The sequence below is a fragment of the Haloarcula rara genome, assembly GCF_029338235.1.
Classification (GTDB): domain Archaea; phylum Halobacteriota; class Halobacteria; order Halobacteriales; family Haloarculaceae; genus Haloarcula; species Haloarcula rara.
Genome location: NZ_CP119785.1, coordinates 455195 through 470561 on the forward strand (window position 1 = coordinate 455195; position 15367 = coordinate 470561).

16 protein-coding genes are annotated in these 15367 nt (G+C 66.2%); 6 read left to right on the forward strand and 10 right to left on the reverse strand.

Going from position 1 to position 15367, the window contains the following annotated elements; all coding sequences use genetic code 11:
- Positions 1–7 precede the first annotated feature (7 nt).
- The 8 genes from P1K32_RS02335 to P1K32_RS02370 all read right to left on the reverse strand — a co-directional run bounded on the left by P1K32_RS02335 (position 8) and on the right by P1K32_RS02370 (position 4882).
- On the reverse strand, positions 8–619 hold the full coding sequence (locus tag P1K32_RS02335) for a HemK2/MTQ2 family protein methyltransferase (protein ID WP_276251118.1): 612 nt from the start codon (positions 617–619) through the stop codon (positions 8–10).
- Positions 612–1463 carry a 16S ribosomal RNA methyltransferase A gene (locus P1K32_RS02340; RefSeq protein WP_276251119.1) on the reverse strand — a complete coding sequence of 284 codons (852 nt, stop codon included), beginning with the start codon at positions 1461–1463 and terminating at the stop codon, positions 612–614. Before P1K32_RS02340 ends, P1K32_RS02335 begins: the two co-directional genes overlap by 8 nt.
- A gap of 196 nt (positions 1464–1659) precedes the next feature.
- Positions 1660–2235 (reverse strand): DUF655 domain-containing protein, encoded by a 576-nt coding sequence (locus tag P1K32_RS02345; RefSeq protein WP_276251120.1) that lies wholly within the window; start codon positions 2233–2235, stop codon positions 1660–1662.
- 143 nt (positions 2236–2378) lie between these two features.
- Positions 2379–2735, reverse strand: coding sequence for an RNA polymerase Rpb4 family protein (locus P1K32_RS02350; protein ID WP_276251121.1), 357 nt, complete (start codon positions 2733–2735; stop codon positions 2379–2381).
- Between the two features lie 3 nt (positions 2736–2738).
- A complete protein-coding gene (locus P1K32_RS02355; RefSeq protein WP_220587002.1) occupies positions 2739–3032 on the reverse strand; it encodes a 50S ribosomal protein L21e in 294 nt (97 codons plus the stop codon).
- A gap of 647 nt (positions 3033–3679) precedes the next feature.
- Positions 3680–3946, reverse strand: a complete 267-nt coding sequence (locus P1K32_RS02360) for an elongation factor 1-beta (RefSeq protein ID WP_220587001.1) — start codon at positions 3944–3946, stop codon at positions 3680–3682.
- 2 nt (positions 3947–3948) lie between these two features.
- A complete protein-coding gene (locus P1K32_RS02365; protein ID WP_220587000.1) occupies positions 3949–4128 on the reverse strand; it encodes an HVO_2753 family zinc finger protein in 180 nt (59 codons plus the stop codon).
- Between the two features lie 175 nt (positions 4129–4303).
- The gene (locus P1K32_RS02370; protein WP_276251122.1) at positions 4304–4882 is read right to left on the reverse strand and encodes a DUF2391 domain-containing protein; all 579 of its coding nucleotides are present in this window, start codon (positions 4880–4882) and stop codon (positions 4304–4306) included.
- A 291-nt stretch (positions 4883–5173) separates the two neighbouring features.
- Between P1K32_RS02370 and P1K32_RS02375 the strand changes: the two genes are divergently transcribed.
- Positions 5174–6133 carry a transcription initiation factor IIB gene (locus P1K32_RS02375; protein ID WP_220586998.1) on the forward strand — a complete coding sequence of 320 codons (960 nt, stop codon included), beginning with the start codon at positions 5174–5176 and terminating at the stop codon, positions 6131–6133.
- A gap of 93 nt (positions 6134–6226) precedes the next feature.
- Here P1K32_RS02375 and P1K32_RS02380 read toward each other — a convergent pair whose 3' ends face one another.
- Positions 6227–6931 (reverse strand): bacteriorhodopsin, encoded by a 705-nt coding sequence (locus P1K32_RS02380; RefSeq protein ID WP_276251123.1) that lies wholly within the window; start codon positions 6929–6931, stop codon positions 6227–6229.
- Between the two features lie 2 nt (positions 6932–6933).
- A complete protein-coding gene (locus P1K32_RS02385; RefSeq protein ID WP_276251124.1) occupies positions 6934–9255 on the reverse strand; it encodes a methyl-accepting chemotaxis protein in 2322 nt (773 codons plus the stop codon).
- Positions 9256–9397: 142 nt separating this feature from the next.
- Between P1K32_RS02385 and P1K32_RS02390 the strand changes: the two genes are divergently transcribed.
- From P1K32_RS02390 to P1K32_RS02410, 5 genes are all read left to right on the forward strand, one after another.
- Positions 9398–10747 (forward strand): protein kinase domain-containing protein, encoded by a 1350-nt coding sequence (locus P1K32_RS02390; RefSeq protein ID WP_276251125.1) that lies wholly within the window; start codon positions 9398–9400, stop codon positions 10745–10747.
- On the forward strand, positions 10740–11465 hold the full coding sequence (locus P1K32_RS02395) for a hypothetical protein (protein ID WP_276251126.1): 726 nt from the start codon (positions 10740–10742) through the stop codon (positions 11463–11465). Before P1K32_RS02390 ends, P1K32_RS02395 begins: the two co-directional genes overlap by 8 nt.
- A 71-nt stretch (positions 11466–11536) precedes the next feature.
- Positions 11537–12247 carry an SDR family oxidoreductase gene (locus P1K32_RS02400; protein ID WP_276251127.1) on the forward strand — a complete coding sequence of 237 codons (711 nt, stop codon included), beginning with the start codon at positions 11537–11539 and terminating at the stop codon, positions 12245–12247.
- 290 nt (positions 12248–12537) lie between these two features.
- Positions 12538–13881, forward strand: a complete 1344-nt coding sequence (locus P1K32_RS02405) for a sodium-dependent transporter (protein WP_276251128.1) — start codon at positions 12538–12540, stop codon at positions 13879–13881.
- A 48-nt stretch (positions 13882–13929) separates the two neighbouring features.
- Positions 13930–15327 carry a sodium-dependent transporter gene (locus tag P1K32_RS02410; protein WP_276251129.1) on the forward strand — a complete coding sequence of 466 codons (1398 nt, stop codon included), beginning with the start codon at positions 13930–13932 and terminating at the stop codon, positions 15325–15327.
- Positions 15328–15367 lie beyond the last annotated feature (40 nt).

A 15367-nucleotide genomic window follows, 5' to 3' on the forward strand; every position in this document is an offset into this window, starting at 1 on the left:
CTAGTAATTATAATTCGGAGAACCGCAGGACGACGAGCTCCTCGTAGGGGTGTTTCTCGTTAGCAAGCACCTCGCTTTGGAACCCCCTCTTGCGAGCGTATGCCCGGACAGCGTCGGGGCCTGTGAGACTACTGACGAGCAGCAGTGCCTCGCCGCCAGGTGCGAGCACCCGACCCACAGATTCCAGGAAGGGGTCGACGAGCCGGCGGCCGTCCTCGCCGCCCGACAGCGCGTGTTCCATCCAGTCGTCCCACTCCGCGTCCTCGGGCGTCGGCAGGTAGGGCGGATTGAACGAGACGAGGTCGAAACTGTCCGCGCGAAACGGCGCGACGAGGTCGCCGCGGACGACCCGAACGCCGTTCTCGGCCGCCTCGCGGCAGGCCAGCGGGCTGAGGTCGACGCCGACTGCCTCGGCACCTGCCTCGGCCAGCGTCGCGGCGACGTAGCCCGACCCGGTTCCCACGTCGAGTACTCGGTCGCCCGACGTGACCCGCTCGGCGGCCGCCCGGGCGAGCAGGTCCGAGTCCGCTGCGGGCTGGTACACCGTCTCGACGCCGCGCTGGTCGGCTAGGGCGGGGCGACCGCTGTCAGTGCCCTCACCGGCACTCTCTTCAGTCATCGTCGTCGGGCTCGCCGACCTCGTAGGAAAGCGTCGCCAGGCCAGCGAAGTCGGCCGGTGTGAGTTTGCCCGCGCGGGCACTCATGAGCGCCTCGTCGGCCGCGTCGACGACGGCGTCGGGGTCGGAGAGTCCGGAGATATGGGCCGTGTTTCGGACCGCGTTGCGCATCGTCTTCCGACGCTGTGTGAACACCGCCTTCAGGAAGTCCATGAAAAAGTCGTCGCTCGGAACCGAGTAGTCCGGCTCGCGTGGCGTCGTCCGGACGAGCGCGCTCGTGACGCGGGGCTGTGGGTCGAACGCCTGCTTCGGCACGGTCTCGACGATTTCGGCGTCGGCGTAGTGACCCGCCGTCACCGACAGCCGGCCGTAGTCGTCGGTTGCGGGCTCGGCGATCATCCGCTCGGCGAACTCCTGCTGGAACATGAGAACCATCGGCTTCCCCTCGGGGAGCAGGCGGAACGCGATTTCGGAGGACGCGCCGTAGGGGAGATTCGAGACACTGGCGGTAAACTTCGGCAGATCGACGTCGAGTGCGTCGCCCTCGAGAACGGTCAGCCGGTCTGCCGCGATGGCGTCTGCGAACTCCTGGCGCAGGTGCGCCGCGAAGTCCGGGTCGCGCTCGACGACGGTCACCCGGTCGGCCACCGCGAGCAGTCGGTCCGTCAGTGCCCCCGGCCCGCCGCCGATTTCGAGGACGTGCGAGCGGTCCATCTCCTCGGCGTAGGTCGGAATTCGGTCCAGCACGCGGTCGTCGACCAGGAAGTGCTGGTCCTGTCGCGTGTCGGCCCGCTTGCCCGCCCGCCGGACCAGCGCGTCCGGGTCGCGGTTCCCATACTCGGTCATTACCGTCCGTAGACGGTCGGTGAGTGAAAAAGGCCGCTACTCGCGCGTGGGGTCGGGAGGACTACTCGCCCTGTTCTGCGGTTCGCTACCGCTCACCGCTTCACCACGAGGATGGGTGACCGAAGGGAACCCATCCTCGCCCTGTTCCACGGCTCCCTACAGTCGCCGTTCCACTTCGAGGGTGAGTTCGCTACGCTCACTCACCCTCGCCCTGTTCACTGCGCCGCACGAAAATCCGATACTTCAGGTCGTCGTCCCGCAGTTCCTCCTGGATACGCTCGACGAGTACCTCCCTTGGGTTGTGGAGCCCGCTGACGCGCTCTTCGAGGTCTTCGAAGCTCTCGAAGGGCTTGCGCTTGCGCTCGTCGAGGATAGTGTTGCGCAGCTTCTTCCCGATACCCGGCAGCAGGTTCAGCTGGTGGAGCCGCAGCGTGATGGGCTGGGCGTCGTTATAGAAGTCGACAAACCGCCGTTCGTCGGCGTCGACGATCTCCTCGACGGCGTACTCCAGTTCCTGTCGGGCGCCGCTTGGCAGGTCCTCGAAGTCGACCTCCGTCAACCGACCGAACGCCGTCAGGTCGATGCGGTCGCCGAAGGCGATGTCGTCATCCTCGTCGAGCGAGAGCTCGTAGATGTGGAACTCGTCGACCCCGAGGGCGTACGCGAGCGGCTCTTTCTGGTGCTGGGGGCGGTCGTCGTCGCTCCGGCCGTGCGGAAGCACGTCGAGCACTGCCGCCACCAGATCCTCACCACCGCTCTCGGTGCTGCTCATGGGCAACTGTATGACGAGAGTACACTTAATGCATTGGATGACCGCAGGGCAGACCGGTGACACCGGGACCGACGGCTCCACCGGCTACTTCATCGAGAAGTGTTTGGCACCGGTCGGTGCCGAAAAGCGACACGGAGAGAGAATTACGCGTACTGCTTGACGACGGCGAGGATGTCGTCGAGTTCCTCGCCCGACAGCGAGTACCGCTCCTGGGCGTAGATGGCGCGCAACTCGTCGCGGTCGAGCGGGCGCAGGTTCGCAATCTTGTAGGCGGTCGCCTCGTCGACCTTCTCCAGTTCCTGGAGCTGGTCGACGAACTCCAGGGACTCCTCGGGGTCCAGCATCGCGAAGTGGTTGACGTGCTCGATGGAGCGTTTCAGCTCGTAGCGCATCTCGCGGTCCTCGTCGGCCGCTCGCTCCATCTCCAGGTCAGCCAGTATCTCCTTGGTCTCGGCGGTCGTGAGATACTCCTCGGAGACCTTCTCCTTGAATATCGTCATCGCTCAGTTCTCTTGGCGGCGCATGTGGGCCGGCTTCACGATGACCGTCTTGGTTTTGCCACCGTCGACAATCTCGACCTTGTAGGCCGTCCCCTGCTCGCCGATGACGGTACCGGTCTGGCCGTCAAAGCGCGGGTGGAACCGGCCTTCGGGGACCGAGGGGTCGATTTTCAGGTGGACCTTCTCGTCGGCCTCGTACTGCTCGACGGCGCGCTGGGGCGGCGAGGTACCGCGGTCGCGGGGCTTGTTCTTCAGTTTGTTTCGTGTTCCTTCGAGGGGGCCGTTTGAACTAGGCATTCTTGCTCATCGGTTATCCACTCGTCCATATAAAACGTGCGTTCCGGGTCCGCCAGCCGAGAAACGGAGTGTTCACCGAATGGCATGGGCTGCGGGACTGGGCCCCAGCCGTCGAACACAGTATCGACGTGCTGGGAAACGTATCCAGCCTCCTGAACCCAGCACCTGAGGAGCAAAATATAAAAATTATATCAGTCAATATGCGCATCGATGCCCAGTGAACGAGCTGCCAAATGGGCCCAATGGGCACCATATGCCGTTATTTGCGGCTCGCTTGTGGTCGGTATCTCTGCGACCATCATTAGCACCAACGTGACACACCCATTGATTAACTCCACGTCTGGGTACCTGCTGTCTGCGGTTGGTGCCTCTGTGTACTCACTCACCATGTTGTACACACATGGATTTATGCTACTGTACCCGGACGAAGCCGTCGAACACGAAATAGACCCCCCGACTCCAGGGTTCGGCACTGGCCCGCGTAGCGGCACTCCCGAGACGGCAGGCGAAGCAAAGGAAAGCGGAGTAGTGATGATGGTACTGTTCAGTCTGACACTACTGGGCGGTATCGTCGCGACAGGAGTACTGACACTCAAGCTGCTATCGTGATGTCCCTGTCTGTACCGCTCGGACTCCAGTACGCCGTATTAGAGTCGGCCGACAGTGTCGACGTCGACAGATTCGACGCCGTCGACGTCGGCGAAGGCGTCCTCGACGGCGTCGGTGCCGCCGGCCTCGTCGGGGATGATGACCGTCGGGAACAGCGCGACCAGGCCGAAGGCCACGTCGTCACGCTCGAATCCCTTGATTTTCGCTCCTTCGGGAAGTGCACCTTCGAGACGCTCCTGGAGCGCGTCGAGGTCAACTTCCGGGCTCTGCGGCATGATCTTGATCTTGGCTGCTACTTTTCCCATTGTTATGGTCCCGTGAATCCGCAGTCGGGGCACTTGTAGAGGTTGCTCTGCTTGCGACACTTCGAACAGCGGTAAATCTGCTGTCCGCAGTCCGGACACTTGAACGCGGCCGCGTTCGTCGTGGCGATGTTGATGCCACACGAGACGCATTTCTGCGCTCGCTTCTGCTGGCTCTCGCTCATACCACCCCGTACCCGACCGGCGCTTTTAACGGTTGTCAAACGCCGCCAGCGCCACGTCACACGGTGGCACGACGCATCGAGGCAGCTCCCGGTGGTCGCTTCCTCGCTAGTGCTCGCGGCTCCCTTCGGTCACCGCTCGCCTTGTCCGAGGTCCCTCCCGATGGTCGGGACCTCGCTAGCTTCCAGGCAGGATATCGCCCAGCGCCGCCCCGATGGCCATCGGGACAAAGGCGACGGCACAGATACACAGCGATTCCCAGACGAGCGCGGGGTCACTCGACCACTCCACCAGCCCCCACCCGGTCAGCAGGGCGACCGAGGTACCAAGCGCCGTCAGCGTCACACCCGCCAGCCGCCGGGGGACGACACCGAAGATGCGGTGGGCGACGCGTACGTCCTGGAAGTCGGCGACATAGAGGATACCCACGACCATCGCGACCGCGGTCGCGACCGTCCCGAGGAAGTAAAGCGGGTGCTGGGCGATGTGGCGGCCGGCGTCGACAGTGCCGCCCTCGACGGCCATCGGAATGCCAAAGAGCAGCGACCCGAGCACCGCTTCGGCGAAGTCCTCGCGGTCGAACCCCCAGATGACACGGCCGAAGACGGCCGGGTCGTCGTCCTGTGCGTCGGCGGCGGCCCGCATCGCCTCACGGACCTGCTTGCGTTCTTCGTCGCTGTCGACGATGTCCGCCAGTTCCTCCAGTTCGTCGAACAGCTCGCCGATGCCCTCCGTCTCGGGTGGCCGCTCGCTCATCGGCCGCCCAACCCGTACTGTGCCGGTTTCACGGGAGTAGCCAGCGCCTTCCACACCCTTGGGGGACCCCGCTCGCGGTTCGAGAGAATGTCGCGCGCGCTGTCACGTGCTCGGTCGACAGCGACAGTGGGCCACCTGAGCGACCTCATGTATTCAGATAACTGCACACGCCCGGGGGTTAAGGCTTTGTTCGCCCCCCTGCGAGCGCGATGTAGGCGGGACGTACGCTCGGTACCCACCCATTTCTCCCAAACATTTATACGTAATTAGCTGTTCTCCGTAAAAGAACACATGGAACGGCCGACGCGCCAGCGGGACACGGAACAGGAGGAGGCTGAGCAGTCGTCCGAGAGCACGGGCCAGCAGACCTGCCCCGAGTGTGAGTCGGAGTCAATCACCAGCGATGGTGGTGGCGAACTCGTCTGTGAGGACTGCGGACTGGTCATCGAAGACGAGAACATCGACCGCGGGCCGGAGTGGCGCGCGTTCAACCACTCCGAACGACAGTCGAAATCCCGTGTCGGGGCCCCCACGACACAGACGATGCACGACAAGGGGTTGACGACACAGATCGACTGGAAGGACAAGGACGCCTACGGCCGCTCACTCTCCTCAGAGAAACGCTCACAGATGCACCGCCTGCGCAAGTGGCAGGAGCGCATTCGCACGAAGGACGCCGGCGAACGCAACCTGCAGTTCGCGCTGTCTGAGATAGACCGCATGGCCTCCGCACTGGGTGTCCCGCGCTCGGTGCGGGAGGTCGCCTCGGTCATCTATCGGCGCGCCCTCAACGAGGACCTCATCCGCGGGCGTTCCATCGAGGGTGTCGCCACCGCCTGCCTGTACGCCGCCTGTCGGCAGGAAGGCATCCCCCGCAGCCTGGAGGAAGTGTCGGACGTCTCCCGCGTCGAACAGAAGGAGATCGGCCGCACCTACCGCTACGTCGCCCAGGAACTCGAACTGAAGATGGAGCCGGTCGACCCCAAGCAGTACGTCCCGCGCTTTGCCTCGGAACTGGACCTCTCGGAGGAGGTCCAGTCGAAGGCCAACGAAATCATCGACACCACCGCAGAACAGGGGCTGCTCTCGGGCAAATCGCCAACCGGCTACGCCGCCGCCGCGATTTACGCCGCCTCGCTGCTCTGTAACGAGAAGAAGACCCAGCGCGAGGTCGCCGACGTGGCCCAGGTGACGGAAGTCACCATCCGGAACCGGTACCAGGAACAGATCGAAGCGATGGGCATCCACTGACAGAAACTGGGAGAGTGCCGTACCGTATGTGCCGACCCGGGTCGGTGCCAGCCGAAGAGAATCCACGCCGTTCCTCGTAACTATTTCTCCGTCTCAGTCGGCCGTGAGTGCAGTCCCGTCTGCGACAGTCACACTGTCCATCGTCATCCAGGCGTGTAAGGCGATGAGGCCGAAGCCGACCTTCGTCACGACGTCAAGATAGACGATGACCAGCGACGCCGTCTCGACGTCCATCAGGCCGATGCCGGACGCACCGAGCAGCCAGACGACGGGGTAGACCGACCAGAGGACGACGACGAAGTTCCTGAGTGTGCGGTAGAGGCTGGCCTCCACGTCCGAGAGCGAGGCGACGGCCGCACCGGCCACGTCGTAGTACAGCAGGTAGACGACGCCGGCGAACGCGGCCGAGCCGAGTGCGAACAGTGCGTATGCGAGCGCCCCGCTGGTCACTGCGCCGGCGAAGCCAAAGACGATGGTGAGCGCCTGGAGACCGACCAGTTTGCCGATGGTCTCGCGGTTCGCGTTGGCGAGCAGCCCCAGATAGAGGACGTTTATCGGCGTCGTCAGCAGCCAGTCGACGTACCGGACCACGTAGACAGTGTGGCCGCCGCCGTCGATGGCGCCGACATCCAGAACCAACAGGAGATACGCGAAGATGGCGATACCAGGAATCGCGACCAGCAACAGATACCGTTTCCGCGTCGCTTCGGGGACCAGCGTGTACCCGTAGGCCAGCAGCGCGGTCCCGAGCAGTTCGCCGAGCAGTCCCAGCGTGAACCAGGTCGTTATCGTGGTCATGTTCAGTCGTCCCCCGTCGCGGCCGCCTCGGTCGTATCGTCCAGCCCGTCCTCGTCGACATCGAACTGGTCGAGGACCGATTCGAGGTCCTCTGCGCGGGCGCGCAGTTCCTGGGCGGAGTCGGTCACCGTCTCGATGGAGGCCGCCTGGTCGTCGGCCGCGCCGGCGACGGTGTCGGCCTCAGCCGCCGTCTGCTGGGAGATACTGCTCAGTTCGTCGATGGTCGTCTGTACGTCCTGTGCGGTTCGGGCCTGCTCCTCCGTCGCGCGGTCTATCTCCTGGATGCCGGTGTCGACCTCCTCGGTGTACTCGACGATGGTCTCCAGGGCATCGACGGTCTCCTCGACGGTCTCGACCCCCTCTGAGATGCGCTCGCTCGTCGACTCGATGGTGTCGACGGTGTCACCCGCCTGGGACTGGATGCGCTCGATACGGTCCTCGATGTCCGCGGCGGCGGCTTTCGTCTCCTCGGCGAGTCCCTTTATCTCGTCGGCGACGACGGCGAACCCGTCGCCGTCCTTGTCGGCGTGTGCGGCCTCGATAGAGGCGTTCAGCGCCAGCATGTTCGTCTGCTCGACGATGTTCGTGATGACGCTCACGATGTCGCCGATCTCCTCCAGGTCGGCCTCCAGCGCGTTTATTTCGCTCACCGTCTCGGCGGTCTCCTCGTCGATGGCGCTCATCTCCTGGATGGCGTCCTGGGCGGCTTCGCGGCCGTCCTCACCGACATCAGCGGCCGACTGGGACGTGCTCGCTACCTCCTGGGCCGAGGCAGCCACCTCTTCGGCGGTCGCCGAGAGGTTGTCCATCTCGGCCGACCCCTCCTGGAGGCGCTCGCTCTGCTCGCTCGCGCCCTCGAATATCTCCTCGATGGACTGTGAGACCTGCTGGCTCGCCATTCCGACGCGCTCGGCGTTGGTCTCGACCCGGTCGCTGGCCCCCATCACGTTGTCGGCGAACTCCTGCATATCCGTGATAGTGCCAGCGAGCGCGTCGAGGGTCGCGTTTATCTCGCGGCCGACGTCGGCCATGGCATCGCTCATGCTATCGATGTCGACGCGAGCGGTGAGGTCGCCGTCGGCGGCCGATTCCAGCGTGGTGGAGTACTCCTCTGCTTTCAGTTCGAGGTGACTCGAGAGGGCCTGCATCTCGTTGCGCTCGGCCTCGACCTCTGTCTGTGCTTGCTCGGCCTCCCGTTTGGCCGACTCCGCCTCCTCGCGGGCGGCTTCCGCGTCGGATATCTTCGACCGGAGGTTCGTCCGCATGTTGTCGAACGCACCGTACAGCGTGCCGAACTCGTCCGACCGAGCGGTCTCGAGGTCGACGTCGAGGTCTCCGCCGGCCATCGCCTCTGCCTTCGAGGAGAGCCGGCGCAGCGATGCGATGGTGCTGCCGCCGATGGTCACCCCGACCAGCCCGAGGTTGATGACCGCAAGCAGGATGAGCCCCACGAGGTCCGAGTTAATCTGGTCTGCGAGGGCGTAGGCCTGGGTCCGGTCGGCGTGGACCATCACCGACCAGTCGTGGCTCTCGAGCCGAGAGATTCCCATCAGCGTCTCGTCGGTCTCGACGAACGTGCTCTGGCCGCTGTCGAGTGAGCTCACCGGGTTGTCCGCACCCGACGCGACCGGTGCGCTCGAACCGATACGCGAGGTGTTCGGGTGGGCGATGAACTCACCGTCCCCGTTGACGACAGTGGTGTAAGACCCCTCGCGCTGGTTCGATATCGACTCGGCCCGAGCCTCGAGGTCTGTCATGTAGACGATGGAGCGGTTCTCTGCCCCGGCCACCGGCGAGACGACGGCGATTATCGGATGGTCGACGACGGACACCGAGAACGGGTCGGTGACGTGGGTGTCGTCGGGCCCGCTGAACTCGGGCGGGTCAGTCGCGAAGGCCGCGCCCTGTTCGGTGGCGTTGACGCCGACGAACTGCTCGTTCGAGCTGGCGGTGATGGTCCCGTTCGAGGTGTCGACGTAGTGGACCGCCACGACGTCGGGTGGCACCTCCTCGTTCTCTACGAGGCCCGTCAGTCTGTCCTGGACGGCCGACTGCGAGCCGTCCGCGAAGACGGGCAGGCGCGAAGTCGTTCGAACGTCCCGGCGGGCCGTCGTCAGCCAGCCGTCGAGCTGTGCCGCCTGCGTATCGGACAGCGCCGTCGTGTCGCCCTCGACGTCCTCCGCGAGCGTCGACGACGCCTGGACGCTGATGACAGCGCCGAAGGCGACGACGACGATGATGGCGAACGCGAGTGCGACGCCGAGTCGCGCGGCGTAACTGTCGCCGACGAAACTCGGCAGCGGCGAATCCCGGTCTGTTGGCATCCGTTGTGTATCAGGCAATAACAAGCTAAAGCGTTCCTCCGCTATTCTCAGGGTTGAAAACTGGGGGGGGGCGCGAACGGAGTGTCAGTGACTCACCCAAACAGTGATATGTGCGGACAGCAGATGGTAGTTTTATCTGCCAATGACCTCGGAGAGAGACCCCCGTGCGCTCGTCGCCGAGGTCCTCACCGCGACCGACGTGGACCGTGACCACGTCCCGCGACTGCTCGACCTCCTCGACGCCGGTGACCGGCAGGTCCGCCTGGGTGCGGCGACGGCACTGTGTGTCGTCACTGACGAACATCCCGGTGACGTGGCCTCGCTGGTCGGGCAACTCGCGGACCGCACCGACGAGAGCCTGGCCGCCACGCTCGCACTCGAGTACGTCGCCGACCGGTATCCGACTATCGTCGAGGAGCGGCTGGACCAGTGGGAGTCGACCGTCGAACCCGCCCACGGTGTCGACCGGTCGACGCCTACGCGCGGCGGGTCCGACGGACGTGACGTCGGCCGGACCAGAATCGCCGGCGAGGGGGCCACTGACGGCCGTCAGGTGTACACCGACGACGGAGACGACGAGAAGCGACCGCACGCGACCGACGACGAGGACAACAACACCATCGGGCAGCGACCCCAGGCGGCCGACGCCGAGTGGCGCTCGCTCGTCGAGTACGAGAGTCGGTTCGACCGCCTCTCGATTTTGGCTCCGCGTGAGCGCCGCCGCTACGGCGACACCTACCGGACGCTTGGCGTGGTCGACGAGACCGAGTACGCCGTCGCCCTGCGGCTACTCGACAGCCCCGAGGGGGGCGACGCGGCCTTTGCCGCCCAGCTGGCGACCCGGCTGGAGGAGTGGGGCGCCGTCTCCGACGTTGACAACGTCGTGACGCTGTACGACTGGAAAGCCGACCCGCGGCTGTGGCTGGCGACCGAGTACACGGCTGAGACGCTGGCCGATCAGGGGCGGTTCCCGCCGGCCGAGGCTGCCTGGCACGCCGAGCGGCTCGCGGCGGCGGTCTCGACACTCCACGAGCGCGGGGTGGTCCACGCCGGCATCGACGCCGACGCGGTCGCCTACTACGGGAACGTCATCGAGGAGGGAGACAGGCAGCCGCCGCTGCTCGATGACCTCGGGCTGCTGTCGGTGTACCGCCACCAGTTCGACCCGGCGCAGTTTCTCGACCCCCGGTACGCCGCCCCGGAGTACTATCAGCGACGGTTCGGCCGTATCGACCACGCCACCGACATCTACGGGCTCGGTGCGGTCTGTTACCGACTGTTCACCGGGGAGCCACCCTACACCGGTGCGTTCGAGGCGGTCCGTGACGAGGTCCTGTCGTCGGGCCCACCGGACCCCTCCGCTGTCGCGGACGTCCCGCCCGCGGTCGACGACATCGTCGGCAAGGCGATGGCCCGGCGGAAGCTCGCCCGCTACGAGACGGCTGCCCACCTCCGGCAGGAGCTCCGGAGCCTGCGGGGTGACGATGCGTAGCATCGCCGTCGGCCTGCCGTACGCGCCGAACAACCCGAACCTGACGTTCATTTTCTTCATCGCGCTTTCGCTGCTTTCGGTGCTCGGCGTCCGGTTCAGTTACTACGCCTACCGGAACCGCCAGACGAGCGAGGTCGGAACGGGCGAGCGCCTCTGGGAGTCACTCGTCCTCGCGGGGCTGTGTTCGGTCGGCTTTGCCCTGCTGGGGCTGATCGAACTGCTGACGGTGTACGTGTTGCCGTTCAAGATGGGGCTGCTCCTGGCGGCGGTGTTCGTCCTCGCAGTCGCGCTTCGGGTGCTGTATCGCAGCGTCGTCCCGGCGAGGGCCGGGAGCGAGGCCGACTCGGAACGGGGGTTGACCCGGGCGGCCGTCGTCGGTGTCGGCGTCGTCTTCGCGGGGCTGGCACTGGTCGGTCGCCACCCGCTCTTGCTCGCGGTCATGGGCGTGAGTGCCCTCGGATTCGCGCTGGCGGGCGGGCTCTACGGCCGACGCGGGGCGGCGGAGGCGCGCGTCCAGGGCACCGTCGTCGATACGCTGTTGCGCCACCTCCTACCGGTGTTGCTGTTTGCGGCGCTGGTGCCGGCGCTCGACCTGGCCGTCCTCGTCGGCCTCGACCGTATCGTCGTCCTGCATATCCAGGTCGTCTTCGTCATCATGACCGCGACGACCCTGATGACGGCGACTATCAAACTCCGACAGAACCTGGCGAGCCTGTAACCGGCCCGCTGTCAGCGGTCGTCGTGTCTGCCGACCGGAACTTTTTGCAGGCCGGGGCCCTCGGTTCGCTCATGTCCGTCAGCTTCGATTTCGACGGTGAGGTCGCACTGGTCACCGGCGTCGGCGGGGCGCTGGGCAGTTCCGTCGCCAACGCCTTCCTGGAAGCCGGCGCCACGGTCTGTGGCGCCGATGTAGTCGCACCCGACAGCGACGACTTCCAGCTCGAGGACCCCGACCGCATCCACTTCCACCAGGGCGACTTCACCGACGAGGGAGACGTCGCCGACACAATCGAGGCCATCGTCGACGAGCACGGCCGGCTCGACTACCTCCTGAACATCGCCGGAACGTGGCGCGGCGGCGACCCCATCCACGAGACCGACGCGGACACCTTCGATTTCCTCTTCGGGGTCAACCTCAAGACGATGTTCCTGGCCTCGAAACACGCGCTCCCGCACGTCCAGGAGACCGAGGGGAGCATCGTCTCGGTCTCCGCGCGGTCCTCGCTGGAGGGCGGCGAGGGCGACGGCCTCTACCGGGCGACCAAAGCCGGGGTCCGCATCCTGACCGAGACCATCGCCGAGGAGAACCTCGGCACGGTGCGAGCAAACAGCGTCATGCCGAGCGTCATCGACACGCCGATGAACCGCGACATGATGCCCGACGCCGACTTCGACGCGTGGGTCGACCCCGAGGAAATCGCCGCCGTCATGCTGTTTCTTTGTTCGGACGCGGCGGGGGTCACGAGTGGCGCCGCCGTGCCGGTCTACGGCGAAGCATAGCGAGGGTCCGACCGCAGGGAGGACCCTCGAAGCGAACCGGAGCGGGACCGGGGGTCCCGCAGGCAGTCGGGCGGCACGGCCGCCCGACGACGGCGAGCGGAGCGAGCCGGAGAGCACTGGCGAGCCACAGACCGAGCAGAGGCAGCGCCCTGACGAGCAACGAGCCGTGCCGGTCGCCGTCCCGTCGGCGACCGAGCAGTCACTAGCTGTCGGACCCTGTGGCGACAATGGACCGAAAGGAAAACAACCACAGTTGTTAACAGCGCTGCGGGAGTAGTTCGGCACGGAAAATGGCAGAACGTGAAACGTGGGCGACCCGTCCTGGGTTTATACTGGCAGCCATCGGGAGCGCAGTCGGTCTCGGGAACCTCTGGCAGTTCCCGTTCAAGACCGCGACCAACGGCGGGGCGGCCTTTGTCGCCTTCTACCTCCTCGCCGTCGTCGCCATCGGCTTCCCGGCGATGCTCGCGGAGTTCGTGCTGGGCCGGCGGACCAACGTCAACGCCGTCGACGCCTTCGCCAGGCTGGGCCACCGGCGGTGGCGGGCCGTGGGCGCGCTGGCCGTCCTCACGGGCTTCTGGATCCTCTCGTACTACAACGTCGTCGGCGGGTGGGTGTTACGCTATATCCTGGGGAGTGCCCGGGGCGCGTACTTCGCAGACCCGGGGGGGTACTTCGGCGCGGTGTCGGCGGGTCCAGAGGCGGTGCTCGCCCAGGCGCTCTTCCTGGCACTGGTGGTCGGTATCGTCTCGCTCGGCATCGAGGACGGTATCGAGGCGGCGACGAAGCTGATGGTGCCGAGCATCCTCATCCTGATGGTCGCCCTGGCCGTCTGGGTGACGACCCTTCCCGGCGCCGGTGCTGGCTACGACTTTTTCCTCTCGCCGGACCTGTCGGCGATGGTCGCAAACGCCGGGAGCATCATCCCCTTCGCCGTCGGACAGGCCTTCTTCACGCTCTCGCTGGGGATGGCCATCATGGTGACCTACTCCTCCTACGTCGGTGGCGACGACAACCTCGTCGTCGACGGAGGGGCCATCGTCGTGACGAACACGCTCGTCGGCGTGCTCGCCGGCCTGGTCGTCTTCCCCATCCTGTTGACCATCGGTGCCGACATCACGACCCAGACCGGCGGCGCGGGCGCGCTGTTTGTCGCCACCGCCGCGGGCTTTGGCTCGGTCCCTTTCGGCCGGCTGTTCGGCGTCGTCTTCTTCGGTGTCGTCCTCATCGCGGCCCTGTCCTCGGCCATCAGCCTGCTCGAGGTGACTGTCGCCTACGCCAACGACAACTACGACGTGTCCCGGACGGTGCTCGCGCCAGCCATCGGTGTCGCGCTCTTCCTGCTGGGGCTGCCCTCGGCGTGGGACACGGACTGGCTGACCTGGTTCGATAGCGTGGCCTACCAGCTCTTCCTCCCGCTGTCGGTGCTGGCGACGACTATCTTCGTCGGGTGGGTCCTCGGGGCCGACGCCGTCGCCGAGTTGCGCGAGGGGACTGACGGGCTGGGGGCCGGCGGTGACGCGTGGCTCTGGACGCTCCGTATCGTCGTCGTGGTCGCCGTACTGGCGACGCTCGCACTGGGGGTCAACGAACTGTTCCTCGTCGAGGACGGCGCCTTCTTCGCGCCCTTCTGACACCGTGCACCCGACGCGATTTTCACCGCACACACCGAGCGGGGGACGATGACGAGAGCGACGTGGGGAACACGACTCGGGTTCGTGCTCGCGGCGGTCGGAAGTGCCGTCGGGCTCGGGAACATCTGGCGGTTCCCCTGGCTGACCGCGACCAACGGCGGGTCGGCGTTCCTCCTGTTGTACGTGCTCTTGATACTGCTCGTGGGCGTCCCGGGACTGCTCGGCGAGATGGTTATCGGCCGCCGGAGCCGGCGCAATCCCGTCGGCGCGTTCGACGCGCTCGGGGGTCGCCGCTTTCGCGCGCTGGGCGGGCTCGCGCTGGTCGCGTCAGTCGTCGTCCTCTCCTTTTACAGCGTCGTCGGTGGCTGGATACTGCGGTACACGGCCGCCAGCGTGACGGGAGCGTACTTCGAGGCCCCACAGGCGTACTTCGCCGCCGTCGACTTCGGGCCCGCCGCGGTGGGCTTTCACGCACTCTTTCTGCTGGCGACGGTCGCCGTCGTCTACGCCGGCGTCGACCGCGGCATCGAGGTCGCGACGACGGTGATGGTGCCCGGCATCGTCCTCCTCTTTGGCGTGCTCGCAGTCTGGGTGGCGACGCTGCCGGGCAGCGCCGGCGGCTACGAGTTCTACCTCTCGCTAGATCTCGCGTACCTCCGGGCGAACTTCTTCGACGTGCTCGTCGCCGCGGCCGGGCAGGCGCTCTTTACCCTCTCGGTCGGGGCCGGCGCGATGCTCACCTACGCCTCTTACATCGACGAGGACCGCTCGCTGGTCGCCGACGGGACGCTCATCGCCGTGTTGAACACCGGCATCGGCGTCCTCGCGGGGCTGGTCATCTTCCCGCTGCTGTACTCGCTGGGTGTCCCACCGGGGTCGGGCGGCCCCGGCGCGCTGTTTGTCAGCCTCGCCGGCGCGTTCGCCGACCTGCCCGCCAGCCGGCTCGTCGGCGTCGTCTTCTTCGGCGTCGTCCTGCTGGCCGCGCTGTCCTCGGCTATCAGTATCTTCGAGGTGCTCGTCGCCTATCTCGTCGACGAACACGGGCTCGGCCGCTCGCGGGCGGTCGCGGGCGTCGGCGGCCTGTTCTTCCTCACGGGCAGCGCCGCGGCGCTGTCGCCGTCGCTGTTCGCGCTGCTCGCGGACACGATAGCGAACCTCGCGCTCACCGTCACGCTGCTTGGCTTCCTGCTGTTCTGTGGCTGGGTGCTCGGCCGGGACGCGATAGCGGAGTACGAGCGCGGAGCCGGTCGGGTCGCTCGACTGACCGGCCGGCCGTGGTACTACGCCGTCGCCGTCGTCGTCCCCCTGTTCCTCGCGTTTACCCTCGCGACGGGGGTCGGAACACTGGTCGGGGCCCCTGTCTCGGCCCCGCAAGCAGCGGTCATCGCCGTCGCGGCCGTCGGCGGGACGGCCCTTGCCACTCGATTCCTGGTCGAGCCGACCTGACGCCGGCACGCGGATAGAAACCCCGATACGCGTTCAGGCC